This is a genomic window from Bacillus cereus group sp. MYBKT14-1 (genome assembly GCF_051915185.1).
GTDB lineage: Bacteria > Bacillota > Bacilli > Bacillales > Bacillaceae_G > Bacillus_A > Bacillus_A cereus.
In genome coordinates, this window is sequence record NZ_JBQAEF010000002.1 from 260,839 (window position 1) to 281,284 (window position 20,446).

A 20,446-nucleotide genomic window follows, 5' to 3' on the forward strand; every position below is an offset into this window, starting at 1 on the left:
TTCCTTCCTATCATTTTCGGACAATATAGAGCATATCTGTTTCAGATAATCCAAATTTCCTAGCACTTTTCATTCCTTGTTTTTCCGCTATGTTATATAATTCTACCTTAAATCCTGCATTCATTAATCGTTGAATAAATCCCGATTGATTGTAAATTCTCACATGATCTTCTTGACCAAAAGCTAATTTCCTCAATTGTGGTGTTACAATTAATTCATTCTCTATAATAAAATCTACATTCATTACGATCGGTACTTGAATAATTCCCCATCCATTTGGCTTTAACACTCTATATAACTCTCGCATTGCTTTGTCATCATCAGGAACGTGTTCTAACACATGGCTACATAATATTACATCAAAAGTATTACTATCATATGTAATCCTTGTAACATCAATTTCCTTCATTAATGGATCCTTTGGTTCTAAGTCACCACATACATACGTAATATTTTTATACTCGTTAAACCAATCTCTTAACTTCGCTTCAGGTGCAATATGAAGCATTGTATAGTTTCTATTTAACAAGTCCGTTTCCGTTTCAATGTACGCACGATACAATCTTTCACGATCCATCGAATTGCAAACTGGACATATCCCTGTATCTTTATTCCACATCTCAAATTTATATTTCGGAAAATCATAATGCGCTGGCCAAGGTGAAAATTTTTCAAATTGTTGATTGCAATATTGACAATAACAAGATTCTTTCTCAAACATATGAGCAACTAACTTGTTTAACCCTTTTTTTATCTTTTCATTATAAATTTGATCTAGTTCGCCATTTCTTACTGCATCCTTAACTATAAATCCCGCATTTTCTAAACAATAAGATAAACTCTCTTTATACTCACTTTCGGAGCTTAAAAATCCACTATTATATGCATCTATAATTAATTCAATCCACTCTTCAATTGTCATTAAAATAAAATGCATTTGTTTTTGATTTTGTCCACTATGTTGTCTAAAATAACTAAGAGGTTCATGTATATAAACTACTTTTCCTTTCCTCATCATATCTAGCCAAGTTGCAATATCGTTAATAGCAGAATACGCCTTTCCTTTAAAATACCCAAACTTCCCGTCAAACAATTCCCGATTAAACAAAACAGTTGTCGGCTCACCAACTACATTTTTCAAATTTTTCAACATATAATTCCCTAATTCTTTTCCTTCAAAAAGCGTAGTTTCTTTCGCGATTTTCATATTTAATATTGAAGGTGGTAATATCTCTCCATTCTCATCAATCAGTTCACGATATGACGTCACAAATGAAATATTTTCTAACGTCAAAAAGTATTTCATCATTCTCTCGATCTTTTCATGATGAAATAAATCATCATCTAATAAAAAGTTTATATAGTCCCCATTCGCAAGTTCTACACACTTATTAAAGTTTTCGGCAACTAACGGCGTTTCATTTTTAACATATGTAATACACTCATATTCACGTAAATACGGTTGAATCATAGCATTGACTTCATTATTTGTACTGTCGTCAGAAATAACAATTTCAATATTTTCATATGTTTGATTTAGAGCGCTGTTGAGTGCCAATTCCAAGTAATAAGGTCTATTGTACGCAGGAATAAGTATGCTTACTTTCGGTAAAGGAGAATTATTATTTATATGTTGTTTTTTCTTTTCTATGTTTATTTTCTTTTCTTTAATTTTTTGATAATAGTCTAATGTATATAATATCGATGATGGAACTATCCTTCTTGCGTAATCTAGAAAATTAGTTATCGCTTTGTCTAACTCTTTTTCGGTGGATAAGAAACCATATTGTTCTCCTGCTATAATACTATGTGAAAAATCTTCTAATCCATCCATCATTTTATTAGATTCATTTAACTGTTGATCTGGATGTAATCGAAAGTAACTAAGTGTCTCTGCTATATATACTGCTTTTCCTTTACTTAATAAAAATAACCATGAAGCTATATCTACGTTACATAAATACCGCCTCTTATCAAAAATCCCATATGGTTCTTGTAAATCATTTTTACGAAATAAAACTGTTGTCGGTTCTCCAATATAATTTTTTTGATCCACAATTACCTTATTTCCTAATTCTGTTCCCTCTATAATGGTATCCTCTTCAAATAAACGGACAGTCGAATAAATATGTCGCAGTTCTTTCCCTTTATCATCAATGACTTGACGATGAGATGTTACAAGCTTAATTTCATTATCTAAATCATTGAAAAAATACTTCATCATTTTTTCAATTTTATTCACATGAAATACATCATCATCCATTAAAAAATTTATATACTCACCGTTCGCTTCATTAAATAACATTAACGCATTTTCAAATTGTCCGAGAGTTGACCTATTTTTTATATAAATAATATTTGAATGATCACATAAGTATTTTTGTAACAATTTTTCTGTTTCATCATTCGTGCTGTCATCTCCAACTATAATTTCTATATTAGGGTACGTTTGTTCTAACACACTACATAACGCCTTTTCAAAGTAACTAGGACGATTATACGTAGGAATTAATACACTTACCAACGGAAGTTGCTCTACCATTTCTTCAGTTCTTTCAATACGAGTTCTCATTTTAACTCTCTCACCTCTTCGCATATTATTTATATACGCGACACAAAAATCACATTACTTTAACTGTATGGAGCCTATATACTTTTATGCAAACAGGAAACAAAATATCATACTTTTCGTTCCTGAATAAACATATTTAATAATGCGGACATTTTATTTGCACCTTTTTTATTCATATGATCACTATCATAAAAATCATCGTCACAAAATAATGGCGAATCAAATAGATCTATAATTTGAAAAGAATATTGAGTTTGAAAATCATTTATAACTTTATAAAAATCTTCTTTTAATTTCTTACTACTACAATTGAAATAATGCGAAGTAACAGGGAACACAACAATTAATGGCTTTATATCGTTTTTTAACAGTAATTCTAAATATTTCTTAAAAATCATTTTATTTTCAACTAAAGTATGAGGATACGCCAATTTAGCATGTGAAGCTGCTCTTATTTTCCCGTGTTCTTCAAAAGGAATATGAAGAGAAGTAGTATTCCATTCAGCATTTATCCAAGGCAGCGTCAATGATTCATCTTTTAGTTCGTCTAATAAAATATATTCAAAATGCAAATTAAAAATAGAAAGAAGTGGTTTCGGAGTATTTAGATGTGAGAATCCATCAGTGGGTAGAGGAGAATGAACTACAGTATGATGACCATCTTGAAACAATGGATAATATACTTTGTGAATTCTATATGATTCAGATGATAACGACATATCAAAGTAAAACGAGAAATAGGCTATTCCTATTAAACAATATTGAAATGAATGATTGTTTGATAAAAGTTGTGACGCTATTAAATAATCATAGTATAGATCTTGCGATGGAAGTGTTAATTTTATTGACTTTTTTGAGAGAAGCTCCGTACTTATGCCACAATGTGGATAAGACAAACCGGTAGCAAACAATTCATACGTCGGATCACTCTTTGTTTTTTTCATAGAAATGTATAAAGACATAAGATCTGGATTTATTTGATAGATAGAAATTAATTTATCCTTCCATTCATACATGTATTTTGTTAAATTAATAATTTTTGAACTTTGCACGCCCCTATTTATCAAGTCATTTGTAAGTTTTTCTGCGTCCCCTCTCCAAATGACTATATATTGAAAAGAACTTTCTATACGAACAACATCTGAAACGTCTACAACATGAACTATTGTTTTACATTTATTTTTGTCTAACGTATTTCGAATCCTCTCCCCTGATAACTCATCACTTAAAACAATGATTTTATATTGCTCCTTCATGTACATCCCCTCCATTATATGTATAATATGAAATTCATTTTTAATTCGTAACAATCATATACACCTGCAATCTAACAAAAAAAATAGCTCCACCATTAGGCGTAGCTATTTTTACAATTATTGCTTATTCAAATCATATTCCTTTATCTAACTCATAAAGTTTACGATACTTTTCATTTTCTTTCAGAAGTTGTTTATGACTACCTTGCATGACAATTTGGCCACGATCAAGGAATATAACTTCGTCTACATGTTCTATTCCTACAAGATGGTGCGTAATCCAAATAACCGTCTTTTCTTCCGTTGCAGAAAACATTGTTTCGATTAAAGACAATTCTGTTTTTGGATCTAAACCGATAGTCGGTTCATCAAGTACAATAATTGGTGTTTCTTGCATAAGAGTTCTAGCAAAAGCAACCCTTTGTCTTTCCCCACCAGAAAACCGCTTTCCCATTTCATGCATTTTTGTTTGTAATCCGTCTGGAAGAGAAGTAACATGTGAAGCTAATTGTGCTTTCTCTAAAGCTTTCCATATCTCTTCATCCGTCGCCTCCGGTTTGCCAATTCGTACATTATTTCCAATTGTCGTATCAAACAAATGCGGCTTTTGATTTAATACAGAAATATATTTAGATAAAAGATTCGTATGAGCTCGTTCACCATTCAATACAACTTGGCCATTTACTGGGCTTAACGCCCCTGTTAACAATTTTAGTAAAGTAGATTTCCCTGTCCCACTTCTCCCTAAAATAGCAATTTTCTTCCCTGCTTTTATTTGTAATGATACATCTTTTAATACAATCTCATTACTATCTGGATAACTATACGATACGTGATTCAGTTCAATATCTACATGTTTTGGTTCAATATAATCTTTCTCTTCATGCAAATCCGTTTCATCATGTAAAACACTATCACTTTCTACGCCATTAAGACGATGGGTAGATTCTACGTACGACGGTATTCGATCGATGGCATCTGCAATAGGAATAAGCGCGTTTGTTACAGATAAAGTCATTAATACGAAAGCTGCGATAACTGTAGGAGCAATTTGTTCACTTGCCGCTTCATTCCCAGTCCATATGATCATCGAAATAACTACAATACCTACTACTAATTGAATGATACTGTCCCGAATATGATACCAGCGTTTCACTCTCTTTTCGATTTTTAACAACTGATCATTTTGTTTTACATACTCATTAATAAATTCATCTTTACGACCACTTGCTTGCCAATCAGATAATCCAAAAACAGCATCTGTCAGTTGTTGATACAAACGGTTTCTTCCTTGCTTTAAAGTAACATGATGTTTCTTCATCAAAAGTAATGATACAAACGGAAGAAGAAAAACGATAATAGCCAACATACAACCTACAATAAGTGCAAAAACAAAATCAAATGCACCGATAACAAGTACGAAGATACTATAAACAACTAGCGCTAATATGCTAGGAAATATTGTACGTAAATATAGGTTTTGCAAATGCTCTATATCTTCGGATAACACTCCTAACATATCACCCGTTTGAAATCGAGAACGGAAAAATAACGCCTGTGGTTCTACTATTCTATATAGCCTCGTTCTCATTTTTTCTAATATACGTAGTACGACATCATGTCCGACTAGGCGCTCTATATAATGAAATACAGCTTGCCCTATACTAAACGCTCTTGTTGCAACAATAGGAACATATACAGCCATTACATTTTCTGGTCTAAGAGCAGATTTTGAGATCAAATAACCTGAAATAAAAAGTAACATCGCTCCTGAACTAACTCCAAGAAGACCAAGGAAAATAGTTAAAGTCATTCTACCTTTATTTTGTTTTATATAAGGTTTAACCCAGTTACTCATTTCTCTCCCCTCTCTTCCCTATGAAAATGTAATGTCTCATTCTCTAAAAGTTCTTCATACGTCCCACTTTCTTTCATTTCCCCTTTATTTAGAATAAGAATATGGTCCATTTGTTTCATCCAATGTAGACGGTGAGTTGCTAAAAATACTAACTTTCCATTAAATAGACGTAACATCGCTTGCTTTATTTCAAATTCGGTTTCAATATCAAGATGTGCCGTAGGCTCATCTAATAAAATGATTGGTTTTTTACTTAAAAGCGCACGCGCCATAGCAACACGCTGTTCTTGTCCGCCACTTAGCATACGTCCACCTTCTCCAATTCTTTCGTGTATCCCATTTGGAAGTGATGTAACGAGTGAACGAAGGCCGACTTCATTAATAACTCTTTCAACTTCTTCATCTGTTGCATTTGTTTCATAAAAACGAATGTTATCCTTTAATGAAAGCGGAAAAATATAAGGTTGCTGCGGAATATAAGCAATATTTTTTTGCCAATCTTCACGAGTAGATCCATCAACTTCTACACCATTTACTAACATCTTTCCACTCGAAGGAGATAAAAAACCTGCTAATACGTCGATTAACGTCGATTTCCCTGCACCACTTTCACCAATAACACCAATAGCACCGTTACCTTCCCAAGTAAAATTAATTCCTTCTAATATAGCCTTTTCAGATTCAGTATTATTAACTTTGATATCTTGTAATTTCAAGCTACTAGAGGCATTCCATACTATATCTTCATTTAAATCTTTCTTTTGTATTCCTTTTTGTTGTTGCAAAATCTCTTCTATTTGCTCCATCGCAATTTGTCCATCTAATGTCGCATGATAATTTGCTCCCACTTGTTTAATCGGCAGAAAATATTCCGGAGCTAAAATCAAAATTGTAAGGGCTGGTAATAGTATAATCGTTCCATCTATTAAACGTATCCCTAATCCAACTGCCACAAACGCAATTGATAAACTCGTAAAGAAATCTAATGCAAAAGAAGAAAGAAAAGCAACTCGCAAAGTACGCATCGTTGCTTTTCTATATCTTTTACTTACTTTTTCAATCTTTCCTTCGTGCTGTTCACTTTTCCCTAAATACTTTAATGTTTCTAAACCTTTTAACGTATCTACAAAATGATTCGAAAGTACACGATATATCTCATACTGACTATCTGCCATTTTTTGCGCTGCTAATCCGAGAAGAATCATAAATATGATCACGATAGGAATCGTTACAACTAAAATGATTCCAGACTCAATATCTAGCGTAAAAACATATAGTACAATTAGACCTGGAACGATACTACTTCTAATCATTTTAGGAATCGTTAATTCAATATATGTTTTAAATTTCTCAATCCCCTCAATTGATAAGGTAACCAGATGACCAGTTCCAACAGTTTGAACATACCTTGGACCTAATGTGAAATATGCCTCTATCAATTGTTTTCTTAGTAACGACCCTGTTTTTTCAGCAAAACGTTCCACTAATATTTGTGATGTTCGAACTACTATGTTACGCGCTGCAAACGCGATACCAAAATAAACAACTTCACTTAATATTGTTTGTACTGTCTCTCCATGAAATAAAAACGTAATAGCTCGTGCTAAAAAGATTGTTTGCGCAATAATACTAAAAGCTTCTAAAATACTAATAATCGTTAACGCTACATATAAAATACGGCTACCGGGATAAGACGGAAGTCCTCTTTTTCTTTTCATTAGTACTCCAAATCGTTGTCTGACTTAACAGGTTGTCTAAATACATAATAACTCCATATTTGACTTCCGATAACGAAAGGCAAAATAGCAATCGCAAAGTAAGTCATAAGTTTTAATGCATAAGCTCCTGATGCTGCGTTGTAAATTGTCAAATCATTCATTGCTCCTAAAGAGCTAATCATAACACGTGGGAACATACCGATAAATACACTCGCACTTAGTAAAATGATCGTTAAACTCGTCATAAAGAAAGCCCAACCATCTCTTCTTCTTTTATTTAATAAAGTGGACACTAATAGTGCTACAAAAGCTCCGATTGGTACCATAATCCATTCTGTTCCATGAGCAGTGAAAATGTCGGTTTTCCATAACCCCACACCAGCAAAAACAAGAAGTGTAATTAATGAAAATGGTGCAATTTTTATTGCAGCAATTCGTGCACGTTCTCTCAATTTACCAGTTGTACGTATCGTAAGAAATTGTAATCCGTGAACAATACATAGTAGGAGAAACATTACTCCTCCAAGTAACGCAAATGGATGAAGTAATTGCAAGAATCCACCTACAACATTTTTACTCTCATCAATAGGTACACCTACCATAAAGTTTGCAATCGCAACTCCCCAAAGGATAGGAGGTAACATACTTCCAATAAACATCCCCCAATCCCATGCACTCTTCCATTTATGATTATCTATTTTCGCACGAAATTTAAAGGAAACACCTCTTAAAATTAAAGCAAGAAGCATAAATACAAATGGAATATAAAAACCACTAAATAAAGTTGCATACCAGTGCGGAAATGCCGCAAACATGGCTCCACCAGCACAAACAAGCCATACTTCATTCGCGTGCCAGAACGGTCCTATTGTATTTAAGTAAACTCGTTTTTCAAAATCATTCTTTCCTAAAAACCTCGAAACCATTCCTACACCAAAATCGAAACCTTCCAGTACAAAGAATCCAACAAACAAGATTGCAATAACTAAAAACCACAACTCATTAAGAGATAACATACTCTTCCTCCTTATCAAATGGATCATGGCTTTGATAATCCTTTTTCGTTTTCTTATTCGTGTGGCCCTTAATGGTACGAACGAATAAGTACACACAAATTCCACCCATAATTAAATACATTGATGTGAATGAAATAAGTGAGAATAATACTTCACCGAATGTTACATTTGGTGATACAGCATCTTCTGTTTTCATTACACCAAATACTACCCAAGGTTGACGACCCATTTCAGTCATAATCCACCCTACTGTATTACCGATGAACGGAAGAGAAATTGCATACACCATTAATTTTAAATACCACGTTTTTTCAGCTAAACGATCTTTTCTTGATAAGAACCATCCGTAAGCTCCTAGAAGAAGCATGAATGTTCCACTCATTACCATCGCTCTAAAACTCCAAAACATTGTATGCACTGGAGGAATATAATCTCCAGGTCCATATTTTTCCTCATATTGTTTTTGAATTTGATTCATCCCTTCAACTTGACCGCTAAACTTATCATACGATAATAGACTTAGCATATAAGGGATTTGAATTTCAAACGAATTTTCTTTCTTCTCTGTATCAATTTTCGAAAATACTGTAAATGGTGCTGGATCCTCACTTGTATTCCATAGCGCTTCAGCTGCCGCCATCTTCATTGGATGTGTCTTAATTAATTGTTGCGCTTGTGCATGACCAAAGAATAATACAAGCGCCGTTGTAATTGTTCCAACAATGATAGAAATTTGGAAAGATTTTTTAAATACTACAGTTTCTTGTCCTTTTGTAATTTTCCATGCACTTACACCAGCAATAAAGAATGCACCTGTTGCAATTGCCGCTGTAATTGTATGCGGGAATTGTACCCATAGTTGTGGGTTTTGAATAATGGCTAAGAAATCATTCATTTGCGCACGACCATCAGCTGCCATTTCATACCCGACAGGTGACTGCATAAATGCACTTGCAGTTAAAATCCAGAATGCTGATAACATCGTTCCAATTGAAAGGAGCCAAATACACATTAAGTGAATTCGCTTCGGTAATTTGTCCTCACCGAATACCCATAAACCTAGGAATGTAGACTCAATGAAAAATGCCAGTAATCCTTCAATTGCAAGCGAGGGACCAAATACATCACCTACAAAACGTGAATACGTTGACCAGTTCATACCAAACTGAAATTCTTGTAAAATACCTGTTACTACACCTACTGCAAAGTTAATAAGGAATAATTGCGTCCAAAACTTTGCCATCTTCTTATATACCTCTTGCCCTTTTACCACATACAACGTTTGCATGATTGCAATAATAAAAGCTAAACCAATTGACAGCGGAACAAAAAAGTAATGGAAAATCGTTGTTGATGCGAACTGTATTCGTGCCAATTCGAGCGTTTCCATACTAAAATCACTTCCTTCATAGTTTTTATAATAAAAGTTAATTGAGCAATCTTATCAAACTCAATTATTAAGAAATACGAAAAGACAAAAACATTTTGTATGTATTGTCGAAAAATATGAAGTTTCAGTTTTTCAAACTATTGTAATGCTATTTTTTACCTTTTCACTATTTCTGTAGTGTTTTATTCGTTAATCGAATTGTATAATATACCTGCATAGTAAATTCAGGTTATTTTTGACGTATTATTGACATCATTTTGTCTGAAATATGTCTTTTGTCATTTTTTTGAATCAGATTTTTCTCATTAGCAAAATGTGTTTTTTCAATATACTTCTTACTTTTATATCTATAAAACAATCGTTTTTTCTTCATACGCTTGACTTTTACTCGGAAAAATGTCCTCGAAAGCACCCACGATAAATGCTTATTTTTTGTCAAGAGAAAAATGTATTTTCAAAATTCAAACTCGAAATAATGTTATTCAAAAATAGAAAACAACTTCCCTCTTCCTCGACTAAAAGTTCATTTTTTTGTCATTTTTCCAGAACAAATAAAAAAACTGAGAGTCGATTAAACTCTCAGTTTTTTTATTTATTTTGCTGTATGTTTTCTAACGGCTGGTAAAATTTCAGTAGCAATTAATTCAATATTTTTCACAATTTTATCAAATGGTACACCGCCAAAATCAATTTGTGCCATAAAGCGTTGTTGGCCAAACAATTCATATTGGTAAAGCATTTTCTCAATGATTTGTTGTGGGCTACCAACCATTAAAGCATCACGGTAATCTATTGCATTTGTAAATTGCTGTTTCGGATACCCATCACCGCGCAGTGTAAGCATACCAGCATTAATGTGAGGGTAATATTCACTAAGTGCATCTTGTGAATTTTTTGCCGTATAAAATAAACTCGTTGTCGCAACTGGTAAACTAGCTGGATCAAATCCGCTTTGCTGAGCAGCCTCGCGGTAAGCATCTACTGACACTTTAAAGTTAATTGCTGGACCACCAAGTGTTGTTATCATCATTGGCACACCTGCACGTCCTGCTTTAATTGCACTAGCTGGTGGACCTCCAACTGCACGCCAAATTGGTAAGTTATTATTTTTTGCTCTTGGAATCACCGATGCATGTGCGAGTGGTGCTCTAAACTGTCCATTCCATGTTACATGTTCCTCGTTATTAATTTTTAATAAAAGATCCATCTTCTCTTCGAATAATTCTTCATAATCATTCACGTCATAACCAAGTAAACTATATCCTCCAATACGAGATCCACGACCAGCCACAATTTCTGCACGTCCATTAGAAATCAAGTCAATTGTAGCAAAATCCTCATATACTCGTACCGGATCAGATGTACTTATTATCGTTGCTGAACTTGCAATTTTTATATTTTTCGTAGCTTGTGCAATAGCTCCTAAAATAACTGTATGAGCTTGTGTTGTAAAATGTGTTTGATGACTTTCACCGACAGCAAACACATCAAGTCCTGCCTCATCTGCTAACTTAGCTGTTTCAATTAGTTCGTGAATTCTTTTCTCTGGCGTAATTTTGTCCCCATTATGTGGATTTAAAACATGATCACCAATTGAATATAATCCAAACTCAATTCCTTTTCTTGTATCTATACGGTATTTTTCCATAGTTACTCTCCCCTTTAATAAAGTAGTATTAGTTTTTTTCTAAAAACGTTGGTAAGTCAAGTTTATCTCCGTATTACCTACACCATCACTTGATTAGTCAATTGATGGTGTAAAAAAAATTACTCTTGCGGTAATTCTTTTTTTTCACTATGCTTATGAACTTTCGTCATCAGCTCATATAATATTTTCTGCTCTTCTTCATTTAATACATCATCAAAAAACGAAGATTGAAATGCAAGTTGCTCTGGCAATGCTCTCTCTAAAGCCGCTTCTCCTTGCTCTGTAAGACTAATTGTTTTCGTTTTCCAATCTTGTTTTCGTACAATATATCCTTCTTTTTCAAGACGAGTTAACATTCGAGAAATGCCACCTTGTGTAACAGTTACCTTTTCAGCTAACTCCATTTGTGTTAGTGGTTGATACGTACGTATTTGCAAAAGCACATCAAATTGAGCTGTCGTTAAATCAAAACGTTTTAAAAACTCATTTGACAATTGATTACTTTGGTTCGTAAATCGTATTAAACGTAACCATATTAATGATCCTATCGTATTATCACGCATGTTTGATCACTTCCTATCGTGAATCTCACTATCACTTTACCACTCAAGTGATAGTAATGCAAGAGAAAATCACATTTTTTATATAACTCAACTTACTTTTACTTAACTAAAGGCATCACTCGTGTAGTATTAGGTCTACTTGCCATTCTCTACATCTTCATAAAAAAAGGATTAAGCTCCAACGCCAATCCTTATCATGCATTTATTTTTTGTTTTCAAAACAGTATGTTTGAAATTCACACCATCTAATCTATTATTTTCTTTTATCGTAGCGTAAATTCATTTAAGCATACCGTCTTCATGTAAAACCTGTATAAGTTTGCATAAAAAACCCTTGTTTACACCAATTGGGCTTTTACAGGATATATCATTTAAGTTCTACCTTTACTTCCTCTTTAGACATAACATCAGGTCTATAAATTAATTCAAGATTAGAATCACCTTTTTTCGCTTCAAACGTTATGGCTCCTGTTATCTTACCGTTTGGATCTACATCTTTAATTTTAAAAACGTTTTTATTACTAGTTGAAAATGTATGGTCCACGATACTTCCATCTCCTCTTTCAAGGTAAAAATCTAATGGATTAATTCTAACTTTTTGATTACCAATATTCTCTACTGTAACATGAACAATAACAAACTCATTACCTTTTTCCAGCTTATCATATTCTGCCACTTGTGCTATTTGTACTTTATGGACTGTTAATTTTTGATTTCTAATTTGAGTAGTTTTTTCAACATTATATTCTCTTGTATCTTCATTCTTCGTATTTTCTTTTTTGGCACTACTTTGCTCTTCCTTCTTATTATTTGATACAGTTTTAGCTACTTCTTTCTTCTCATCACATGCCGATAAACTGAAAGCTAACGTCCCTGCTAAAGTGACTGTTGCGATTTTTTTAAACATAAATTCCCTTCCCCCAATGTAAAAATGATAAAAATCCCCAAAAACTATATATTATACTAACAGATAAATGAACAGCATATTGTCGTTATGTGTCGAATGTAATAAGGCTATGTATAAGTATGAAGTCTTACTTTGCTTCATCTCTCAACTGTTCGACATATGATAAAATTTTAACAATAAGACATCCACCTTACTTACGAACTCTTTATTCCCATAACTATGTGTATCATAAATTTTTAAATAAGAAAAAATTAAAATAAAATGATAAAATTAAACAAATCACTAATGTAAAGGTGGGCAGAACATGCATATTTCTAAACAATTTATAAAACCATTCCCTGAATATGAAGACATATTTTATGATGATTTGGAACAACATAAAAAGCACTTTTTACCCATTTGTTCTATAAACTTACAATGTATTGAACCGGAATTGGACGAATGGGTACATATTGTGTCAGCAAAAGAAATCCATGATGGTTGCGTGGGTGATTTCACCAAACCATTTCACACAAATTTTACGAAAGCAGATACATTAGGATTCGATGTCATTAATGGAAAATATAAATTTGAAGCGGATTGGAATTATTTCGAAATCGAACAAAATAATTCTGACATAATAGAACAAGCCTATGAGAGTAATAAAAGAGATTATCAAATCCGTAAAGAGTATTTTCAACGTAATCAAAAAATTTATCCTTATTCTAGCTTAGGAAAAGAAATAACATCTGTAGAAGTATTAGAACAAGAGTTTGTTGAAAAACAAACAAATGGCTGGGGATTAAATTATCCTGTGGTAAATGGTATCCTAGATGATGTTCGTTTTATGACAGAAGAAGGTGAAGAATTATTAGAAGACTGCGATAACGAAGACGAAATTTTTGACTTTACGAATCTTCTATATGTACCAAAAGATGAATATGGACATCCCTTTACATATGTTGGATTTGTTACAGGATATTATTTTCAAGCTTATGGTGCCGATCGTATTTACTTATTCTTTAATAAAGAATTAAGAACAGCAGTAATTTGTTTTGAATATACATAAGATAATTAAGAAAAGTCCATTTTGAACATTATTACTTGAATCAAAATGGATTTTTTATAAATAATTTATTTCTATTTCAATTCCGCATCTACTGTGAAATGTGTAAAACCTCATATAATGTAATATCCTCTATCTCTTCAATTTCAGGCTTTACTTCATAAAATTCAAACTGACTATATCCCCACTTATCTGGGTTATACACTATTACATTCCCTTTACAATTTTCTGTATTCTGGACATTCTTATTAAAAAAGTTAAATTGAGTTTCAATCAATGAATTCTTTTGAGAAATACTCCCCACGTATTCAACAACATACTTACATTTCTTAAAATCATCACTTAGATTAACAACTAATGGAGCACCTATATGTATTTGTTGCCAACCAAACGATTGTAAAATATTATCGTAATACCCTTCAAAGATAAATTTATTCATCCCTTCATGCCCATTCCAAATATATAAAGGTGCATAGCAGTTATAAAAATTCCCGTCTTTCTCCGTTTCCGTAATTAAATAAGCTTTAAAATTTAGTGCTTGGAAACCATCAGTTTTATAACCATTATCCTTTACCCTTTTCTTAATAATTTCCATGTCATAATCCTTTGGCAAAATGACCTTATATTGCATTCCAATCATGTTTATCACTCGCTTTCAATCTTATATACATTATGATAAATCGATAAGTAGCTAACGTAAAATAGGTATAAATTATGTTTGGTATCATTTATAATGATAGTGCATAAGGGGCTGAGATATATGGAAATAAATGATCTTATTATATTCAAAACTGTAGCCAGTGAGGGTTCTATTAGTAAAGCTGCTAAAGAGTTAGGTTATGTTCAACCGAACGTAACTGAAAGAATCAAAAAATTAGAACAAGAATTAGAAACACCCTTACTACATAGAGATAACAAAGGCGTTTCCTTATTACCTTCTGGTGACATTTTATTAGATTACACGAATCAAATATTAACTCTATTAGAAGAAGCGAAAGATAAAATTCAAACAAGTGGGTCTTCTTATATAATCGCGACGTCACAATCGATTTTGACTAATTATTTAAGTAAGCGTATTAAAGAAAATTTCATGAATTATCAAATATATGTAGAAAATAGTAGTCATTTGCCAAAATTACTGCAGCAACAAAAAGTTGATATGGTCATCACTTATGAGGATGATTCTGGTGCAGGTTTTAAAAAAGTATTTACTACTTCAATTTCTATAGGCTTACTAAAAGATCAAGAAAAATGTATCATTGACTATTCAAAGGAACTCTTCTTCGTTAGCAATGACAAAAAGTGCCCTTTTAGAAATAAGACGATACAATTTCTAAAAGAAAATAATTTATCTCAGCGTCAACTTCAACAATTAGATTCTTATTCGCTTATGGAAGAGTTTATTCAGGACGGAAAAGGGATAGCCTTTTTGCCGATTAAAAATGATAAATTGGTACCAATTGAAGATGTTCCAGTTGAGAAATTAGCTGTTCATTTTTTTACAAATCAAAACTCTTTCAAACAAATCCCTGATGAACTATTCGGTTAATAAAAAATCCCTCCTTTATGAATCTAAAAGAGGGATTTTCATATTCTATACAATTGATTTTTCACACATTTTGCTCCACTTCTGCACTTTTCTCCTTCTTATTCCGCTTCATATTCTTCAGTCCCTTAACCGTGCCAACTAATCCTTTCGGGAAAACTAGCAATACGATAATGTACAATAAACCAAGAATAATCGTCCATCGTTCAAAGATCGGATACTCTGTAGCTAGTTCTGATAAATAATATTTTAGAGATTCAATAATTCCAGCTCCTGCAATTGCTCCAATTAACGTTCCAACCCCACCAATCATCGTCATCAATAATGCATTTAATGTCATTTCAATTGAAAATACAGTCGTATTAACAAAACGCAATGTGATAACAAATAAACCACCGCTAATCGCAGCTACTACTCCTGCAACAATGCTAGCAATAATTTTATAATGAAGCACTTTATATCCTAGTGCTTCAACACGTTGCTCATTTTGGGAAATTGCCTTTAATACTTTTCCAATAGAAGATTTGGTGAAAAGACGTAACAGAACAAAAATGATAAGTAAACATATAAGTGTTACATAATAAAACGTAAAACGATCACGGAATACGTCTGGTACACCAAATGTAAAACCATCTCCTCCGTGAGTAAGCCCACGCCATTTTTCAGCAAGTACAAAAAATAACTGTGAAATAGCAAGTGTTAACATTGCATAAAAATGACTTTTCAATCGTAAAGAAAGCAAACCAATTATATAACTAACGATTGCTGAAACGATAATTGCAGCTACTATTCCAATTAAAAAGTTCGTTATTGATACGCCTTGTCGATCAAATAAAAGCGCTACCCCATATGCTCCTATCCCAAAGAACATACAATGACCGAACGATACAATTCCTGTATACCCAAGTAATACATCAAAACTCATTGCAAAAATAGCAAAGATGAAGATTTGAGTGAACAAAATTAACAGGCTCCGTGAATCATTTACGAACGGAAATACACTTAAACAAATGAGCATACATACTCCGAAGTATACTTTAATTCGGTCCGATGTGTTGTTCACCATTTCACCCCTTTTCACCAACAAGTCCAGTTGGCTTCACTATTAAGAAAAATAGTAACATTAACATATTAATTGCAAGTGATAAATCTGGTATAAAATACGCTGTAAAAGCACCAGCTAATCCGACAATTAAAGAAGCAATAGCTGAACCTTGAACGCTTCCTAATCCACCGATAATTACTACTATAAAAGCTAAAATTGCATACTGCATGCCCATCTCGGCGAAAATAACGCCCGAATACGGTGCTAATAAGAATCCTCCCAAAGCTGCCATCCCTGCCCCTAATAAAAAGACGAAAGAAAATATCGCTTTTACATTAATACCAAGCGCTTGAACCATTTCTTTATCCATTACACCTGCACGGATCATAAGACCTATCTTCGTCTTTTTGAGTAATAGTAGTAGTGCAATGTAAATAATTATCCCAATCAAAATAACAAATAGACGATATTTAATTAATATAATACCTCCGAATGTAAAACTTCCTTGTAACCATAACGGTAATTTTGCACTAATAGGGTTTGGCCCCCAAAATATTTTAATACACTCACTAAGAACGAGCATTCCTCCAAGCGTAACGAGCAGCTGTCGAACATGATTTCCATATACCGGCCTAATAAGAAACCTTTCTAAAATAAATCCTAGGAACATTCCCATGGCTACTGCTCCAACTAAAGCTAATATATAACTTCCTGTCACATTAAATAACCAAACACCTGTAAATGCTCCCCATGCAAATAAACCACCGTGTGCAAAGTTTAAAACGCTCATTAAACCGAAAATAAGTGAAAGACCTGATGCTAACAAAAAAATGAGCATCCCTGTTGAAATCCCATTTACAAATAAATTGATTAACACATCCATCCTTTTCACCTCGGATTCATGTTAAGAGATTCCTAAATATTTATGACACATTTCCTTATCCTTTTTTAATTCATTCATAAAACCGTTATGAACAATTCGTCCGTTATCCATAATGTAAAAATAATCGCCAATTTGACTGGCCATCATAAAATTTTGCTCAACAAGTAAAACTGTTGTTTTCTCTTTCATCTTCAAAATAGCTACCATTAATTTCTCCACCATTATCGGGGATAGCCCTTTGCTCGGTTCATCAATAAGTAATAATCCATCACTATTAATAAACGCTCTTGAAATAGCCAACATTTGCTTTTGCCCTCCGCTCAAGAGCCCACTTTTCTTATTCCAAAACTGCTTTAAATCCGGAAATAGTTCCAGCATCCACTCTATTTTCCCTTCTACTTCCTCACCTTTTCCCCTAGCAAGAGCGAAAGTTTCTTCTACTGTCAAATCATGAAAAATACCTTGATTTTCTGGTACATACCCTATTCCTTTCCTTGAAATTAAATGTGTAGGTAATCCACTCACTTTTGCACTATCATAATAAATTTCACCATCTGCAATGCGGTGAAACCCCATCACTGAACGTAATGTCGTTGTTTTCCCTGCCCCATTTCTACCAAACAGTACAGTAATCGTCCCTTTCTCAACAGCAAGAGATACTCCTTGCAAAATATGAAACTGATCTAAATACGTTTCTATATTATTCACTTGTAATAGTGCCACTATATAATCCCCCTAAATAAGCACTTTGTACACGCTCATCTTTCATAATTTCTTCTGGCAATCCTTCAGCCAATAACTCTCCATGAAATAAAACGATAAGATGATCTGACAAACCTAGTATCATATCCATTTTGTGTTCGATAAGTACAATTGTGCTCTCTGGATGTTTCTTAATATTTTCAATCACTTGTAATATAGCAGGGACTTCCTCAACCGAAATACCTGCCGTCGGCTCATCAAGTAATAACACATCCGTTTTTAAAGCTAATAACATCGCAAGTTCTAGCTTCCTTTTCTCTCCATGTGCCAAATCTTTCGCTAATACGTTCTCTTTTTCATGAAGTAATACTGTTTTTAAGAAACGTCTCGCCTCTCCAACTTGTTGCTTTAATTTTACTGAACTCGGGAAAAAACTATAGTAATCTTGTACGAATGATTGAACACTTAAACGGACATTTTCAAGTACCGTTAATTCTGGGAATATGTTTGTAAGCTGAAAAGAGCGACCGATTCCTAAGCGTGTTCGATCTGAAATCGATAGTTTTGTAATATCTTGCCCTTTAAAATACACTTCACCTGTTGTGGGTGAAATCTGTCCACTTAGTAAATTAAATAACGTTGTCTTCCCCGCACCATTTGGCCCAATAATAGAAATGAGCTTTCCTTTTTGGACAGTTAAATTTACATCTTTAATAACTTGATGTTCACCAAAAGATACACTAAGATTTTTCGTCTCTAGCAAATGTGTCACGAAATCCCTCCCTTTAAAGCCGTGAGTATGAAAGAAATATGTATAAAGAGGGTCCCCCCTCTTTATACAAAAACAACAGAAAATTCAGTCTATTTATTTTGAACTGGTGGTTCTGTTTCTTTCATCGTTAATTCTCGCTCTAACACTGGCACCGGATAATCAACACCGTCTTGCTTTTTCAATGTGATAGAATACAGTGTCTGCATCGCTTGGTGGTCCTTCTCTCTAAACTTCATCTTTCCTTTCGGTGTATCAAATTCCATTCCTTCCATTTTCTTAATCAAGGTATCTACATCTGTATCACCTTTTGTTTTCTTTAAGGCTTCTACAATAGAAATTGCTGCTGACATTCCTCCTGCTGTAAACAAATCTGGCACTGCACCATTAAAACGTTTTTTATGCTCTTCAACTAGCCAATCATTCACTTTATTTTTTGGAAGTGTGTGATAATATACAGAAAAACCTTGCATACCTACTAATGCATCCATTGTTTTTAATGCTGGTATATCTGGCGCACCTGTAGAAATTTTAATACCTTGCGCTTCCACATTCATATCTTTCAACTGTTTCCAAGGTGAATTTGCCCCTGCCCAAACGATAAATAAATAATCTGGTTTTGAACTAATGATATTTTGAATATTCGCTGTAAAATCTGTTGAATTTGTATCCGCGTATTGCTCATTCACAATGTTCGCACCTAATTTTTTCGCACCCGCTTTAAATGCAGCAATCCCTTCACGACCAAAAGCATTATCTGGGGCAAATGTTGCAATCTTTACATCTTTTTTCGCAATTGCTGCTGCTCCTGCAATCGCATCTTGTGAGGAACTTCTTCCAGTTCTAAAAATATATTTATTCCAGTTCTTCCCGGTAATACTATCCGCAACTGCCGGTTCTACAACCATAATCTTTTCATATTCTTCAGCCAGTGGTAAAACCGCTAACGTATCACTTGAACTAGACGATCCAACTAAAAAATCAACTTTCTCTTCTTCTAATAACTTCGTAGCTTTTTTAACTGCTACATCCGCTTTCGTTTCTGTATCTTCTACAACAAACTTAATCTTTTTCCCATCTACTTTCCCAGTTCCACCAGTTGCATAATCTAACCCTAATTCAAATCCGTTCACTGTTTGTTTTCCATACGATTCTAGCGGTCCTGTTAAAGAAGCAAGGACTCCTACCTTAATCGTTTTTTCATCCTCTGTACTTGTTTTCTTTCCTGAACAAGCTGCCGTTATTAATAACGAACCTAAAACACAACCAGTAAACATTGTTTTTAGCCACTTACGTTTTTTCATCGACATTGTGATCCTCCCCATACTTTACTTTCTGATAGAATCAAACACGCCAAAATCCCCTGTCCGTAATCATGACTAACTAATTCGATAGATAATGGAAAACTCTTGTAGTACCCTCTACATTCGGCACAAATATATAATCACCTTCCTATGTAATGGAAACGGACATACAATCAATATATATTCTGCAATCCAATTGAAAATACTGTTTCATTTCAGTAATG

The 20,446-nt window shown here is 33.5% G+C and carries 17 protein-coding genes; 2 read left to right on the plus strand and 15 right to left on the minus strand.

The features are described 5' to 3' along the window. Nucleotides 1-10 precede the first annotated feature (10 nt). The 9 genes from ACTFO4_RS07930 to ACTFO4_RS07970 all read right to left on the minus strand — a co-directional run bounded on the left by ACTFO4_RS07930 (nucleotide 11) and on the right by ACTFO4_RS07970 (nucleotide 12,928). On the minus strand, nucleotides 11-2,572 hold the full coding sequence (locus ACTFO4_RS07930; RefSeq protein ID WP_440013535.1) for a glycosyltransferase: 2,562 nt from the start codon (nucleotides 2,570-2,572) through the stop codon (nucleotides 11-13). Between the two features lie 107 nt (nucleotides 2,573-2,679). Continuing rightward, nucleotides 2,680-3,828 carry a hypothetical protein gene (locus ACTFO4_RS07935; RefSeq protein ID WP_000664267.1) on the minus strand — a complete coding sequence of 383 codons (1,149 nt, stop codon included), beginning with the start codon at nucleotides 3,826-3,828 and terminating at the stop codon, nucleotides 2,680-2,682. A gap of 133 nt (nucleotides 3,829-3,961) precedes the next feature. Next, nucleotides 3,962-5,686 carry a thiol reductant ABC exporter subunit CydC gene (gene cydC, locus ACTFO4_RS07940; RefSeq protein WP_440013533.1) on the minus strand — a complete coding sequence of 575 codons (1,725 nt, stop codon included), beginning with the start codon at nucleotides 5,684-5,686 and terminating at the stop codon, nucleotides 3,962-3,964. Beyond that, nucleotides 5,683-7,404: a thiol reductant ABC exporter subunit CydD gene (gene cydD, locus ACTFO4_RS07945; protein ID WP_000824039.1), complete on the minus strand. Its 1,722-nt coding sequence runs from the start codon at nucleotides 7,402-7,404 to the stop codon at nucleotides 5,683-5,685. Before cydD ends, cydC begins: the two co-directional genes overlap by 4 nt. Then, on the minus strand, nucleotides 7,404-8,420 hold the full coding sequence (cydB, locus tag ACTFO4_RS07950; RefSeq protein ID WP_000950083.1) for a cytochrome d ubiquinol oxidase subunit II: 1,017 nt from the start codon (nucleotides 8,418-8,420) through the stop codon (nucleotides 7,404-7,406). Before cydB ends, cydD begins: the two co-directional genes overlap by 1 nt. Continuing rightward, nucleotides 8,407-9,810, minus strand: coding sequence for a cytochrome ubiquinol oxidase subunit I (cydA, locus tag ACTFO4_RS07955; RefSeq protein WP_242244784.1), 1,404 nt, complete (start codon nucleotides 9,808-9,810; stop codon nucleotides 8,407-8,409). Before cydA ends, cydB begins: the two co-directional genes overlap by 14 nt. 592 nt (nucleotides 9,811-10,402) lie before the next feature. Next, nucleotides 10,403-11,458: an LLM class flavin-dependent oxidoreductase gene (locus ACTFO4_RS07960; protein WP_017673429.1), complete on the minus strand. Its 1,056-nt coding sequence runs from the start codon at nucleotides 11,456-11,458 to the stop codon at nucleotides 10,403-10,405. A gap of 119 nt (nucleotides 11,459-11,577) precedes the next feature. Further along, nucleotides 11,578-12,021, minus strand: coding sequence for a MarR family winged helix-turn-helix transcriptional regulator (locus ACTFO4_RS07965; protein ID WP_001205510.1), 444 nt, complete (start codon nucleotides 12,019-12,021; stop codon nucleotides 11,578-11,580). 367 nt (nucleotides 12,022-12,388) lie between these two features. Continuing rightward, nucleotides 12,389-12,928 carry a DUF4352 domain-containing protein gene (locus ACTFO4_RS07970; RefSeq protein ID WP_000473156.1) on the minus strand — a complete coding sequence of 180 codons (540 nt, stop codon included), beginning with the start codon at nucleotides 12,926-12,928 and terminating at the stop codon, nucleotides 12,389-12,391. A 304-nt stretch (nucleotides 12,929-13,232) separates the two neighbouring features. Between ACTFO4_RS07970 and ACTFO4_RS07975 the strand changes: the two genes are divergently transcribed. Beyond that, the gene (locus ACTFO4_RS07975; RefSeq protein ID WP_440013530.1) at nucleotides 13,233-13,976 is read left to right on the plus strand and encodes a siderophore biosynthesis protein; all 744 of its coding nucleotides are present in this window, start codon (nucleotides 13,233-13,235) and stop codon (nucleotides 13,974-13,976) included. Between the two features lie 88 nt (nucleotides 13,977-14,064). On the opposite strand, the gene ACTFO4_RS07980 is transcribed toward ACTFO4_RS07975, so the two are convergent. Continuing rightward, entirely contained in the window at nucleotides 14,065-14,613 is a 549-nt protein-coding gene (locus ACTFO4_RS07980) for a DUF4865 family protein (protein WP_017673431.1), read from the minus strand. Between the two features lie 120 nt (nucleotides 14,614-14,733). Here ACTFO4_RS07980 and ACTFO4_RS07985 point away from each other — a divergent pair, with 120 nt between their 5' ends. Then, on the plus strand, nucleotides 14,734-15,522 hold the full coding sequence (locus ACTFO4_RS07985; RefSeq protein ID WP_242259558.1) for a LysR family transcriptional regulator: 789 nt from the start codon (nucleotides 14,734-14,736) through the stop codon (nucleotides 15,520-15,522). A 61-nt stretch (nucleotides 15,523-15,583) separates the two neighbouring features. On the opposite strand, the gene ACTFO4_RS07990 is transcribed toward ACTFO4_RS07985, so the two are convergent. The 5 genes from ACTFO4_RS07990 to ACTFO4_RS08010 all read right to left on the minus strand — a co-directional run bounded on the left by ACTFO4_RS07990 (nucleotide 15,584) and on the right by ACTFO4_RS08010 (nucleotide 20,228). Beyond that, complete coding sequence (locus tag ACTFO4_RS07990; protein ID WP_002040965.1) at nucleotides 15,584-16,537, minus strand: branched-chain amino acid ABC transporter permease; 954 nt, start codon at nucleotides 16,535-16,537, stop codon at nucleotides 15,584-15,586. 49 nt (nucleotides 16,538-16,586) lie between these two features. Continuing rightward, a complete protein-coding gene (locus tag ACTFO4_RS07995) occupies nucleotides 16,587-17,447 on the minus strand; it encodes a branched-chain amino acid ABC transporter permease (RefSeq protein WP_000382805.1) in 861 nt (286 codons plus the stop codon). A 21-nt stretch (nucleotides 17,448-17,468) separates the two neighbouring features. Continuing rightward, complete coding sequence (locus tag ACTFO4_RS08000) at nucleotides 17,469-18,170, minus strand: ABC transporter ATP-binding protein (RefSeq protein WP_001196696.1); 702 nt, start codon at nucleotides 18,168-18,170, stop codon at nucleotides 17,469-17,471. Further along, nucleotides 18,148-18,921 (minus strand): ABC transporter ATP-binding protein, encoded by a 774-nt coding sequence (locus ACTFO4_RS08005; RefSeq protein ID WP_440013527.1) that lies wholly within the window; start codon nucleotides 18,919-18,921, stop codon nucleotides 18,148-18,150. Before ACTFO4_RS08005 ends, ACTFO4_RS08000 begins: the two co-directional genes overlap by 23 nt. Before the next feature lie 89 nt (nucleotides 18,922-19,010). Then, entirely contained in the window at nucleotides 19,011-20,228 is a 1,218-nt protein-coding gene (locus tag ACTFO4_RS08010; protein WP_000061996.1) for a substrate-binding domain-containing protein, read from the minus strand. Nucleotides 20,229-20,446: the final 218 nt, after the last annotated feature.

Excerpts from the sequence above, each read along its gene's own strand:
- ACTFO4_RS07995 (WP_000382805.1), bottom strand. The coding sequence starts at position 17,447 with ATGGATGTGTTAATCAATTTATTTGTAAATGGGATTTCAACAGGGATG.
- ACTFO4_RS08010 (WP_000061996.1), bottom strand. The coding sequence starts at position 20,228 with ATGTCGATGAAAAAACGTAAGTGGCTAAAAACAATGTTTACTGGTTGT.
- cydA (WP_242244784.1), bottom strand. The coding sequence starts at position 9,810 with ATGGAAACGCTCGAATTGGCACGAATACAGTTCGCATCAACAACGATT.
- ACTFO4_RS07990 (WP_002040965.1), bottom strand. The coding sequence starts at position 16,537 with ATGCTCATTTGTTTAAGTGTATTTCCGTTCGTAAATGATTCACGGAGC.
- ACTFO4_RS07930 (WP_440013535.1), bottom strand. The coding sequence starts at position 2,572 with ATGAGAACTCGTATTGAAAGAACTGAAGAAATGGTAGAGCAACTTCCG.
- ACTFO4_RS07960 (WP_017673429.1), bottom strand. The coding sequence starts at position 11,458 with ATGGAAAAATACCGTATAGATACAAGAAAAGGAATTGAGTTTGGATTA.
- ACTFO4_RS07935 (WP_000664267.1), bottom strand. The coding sequence starts at position 3,828 with ATGAAGGAGCAATATAAAATCATTGTTTTAAGTGATGAGTTATCAGGG.
- cydB (WP_000950083.1), bottom strand. The coding sequence starts at position 8,420 with ATGTTATCTCTTAATGAGTTGTGGTTTTTAGTTATTGCAATCTTGTTT.
- ACTFO4_RS07985 (WP_242259558.1), top strand. The coding sequence starts at position 14,734 with ATGGAAATAAATGATCTTATTATATTCAAAACTGTAGCCAGTGAGGGT.
- ACTFO4_RS07970 (WP_000473156.1), bottom strand. The coding sequence starts at position 12,928 with ATGTTTAAAAAAATCGCAACAGTCACTTTAGCAGGGACGTTAGCTTTC.
- ACTFO4_RS07980 (WP_017673431.1), bottom strand. The coding sequence starts at position 14,613 with ATGATTGGAATGCAATATAAGGTCATTTTGCCAAAGGATTATGACATG.
- cydC (WP_440013533.1), bottom strand. The coding sequence starts at position 5,686 with ATGAGTAACTGGGTTAAACCTTATATAAAACAAAATAAAGGTAGAATG.
- cydD (WP_000824039.1), bottom strand. The coding sequence starts at position 7,404 with ATGAAAAGAAAAAGAGGACTTCCGTCTTATCCCGGTAGCCGTATTTTA.
- ACTFO4_RS07965 (WP_001205510.1), bottom strand. The coding sequence starts at position 12,021 with ATGCGTGATAATACGATAGGATCATTAATATGGTTACGTTTAATACGA.
- ACTFO4_RS07975 (WP_440013530.1), top strand. The coding sequence starts at position 13,233 with ATGCATATTTCTAAACAATTTATAAAACCATTCCCTGAATATGAAGAC.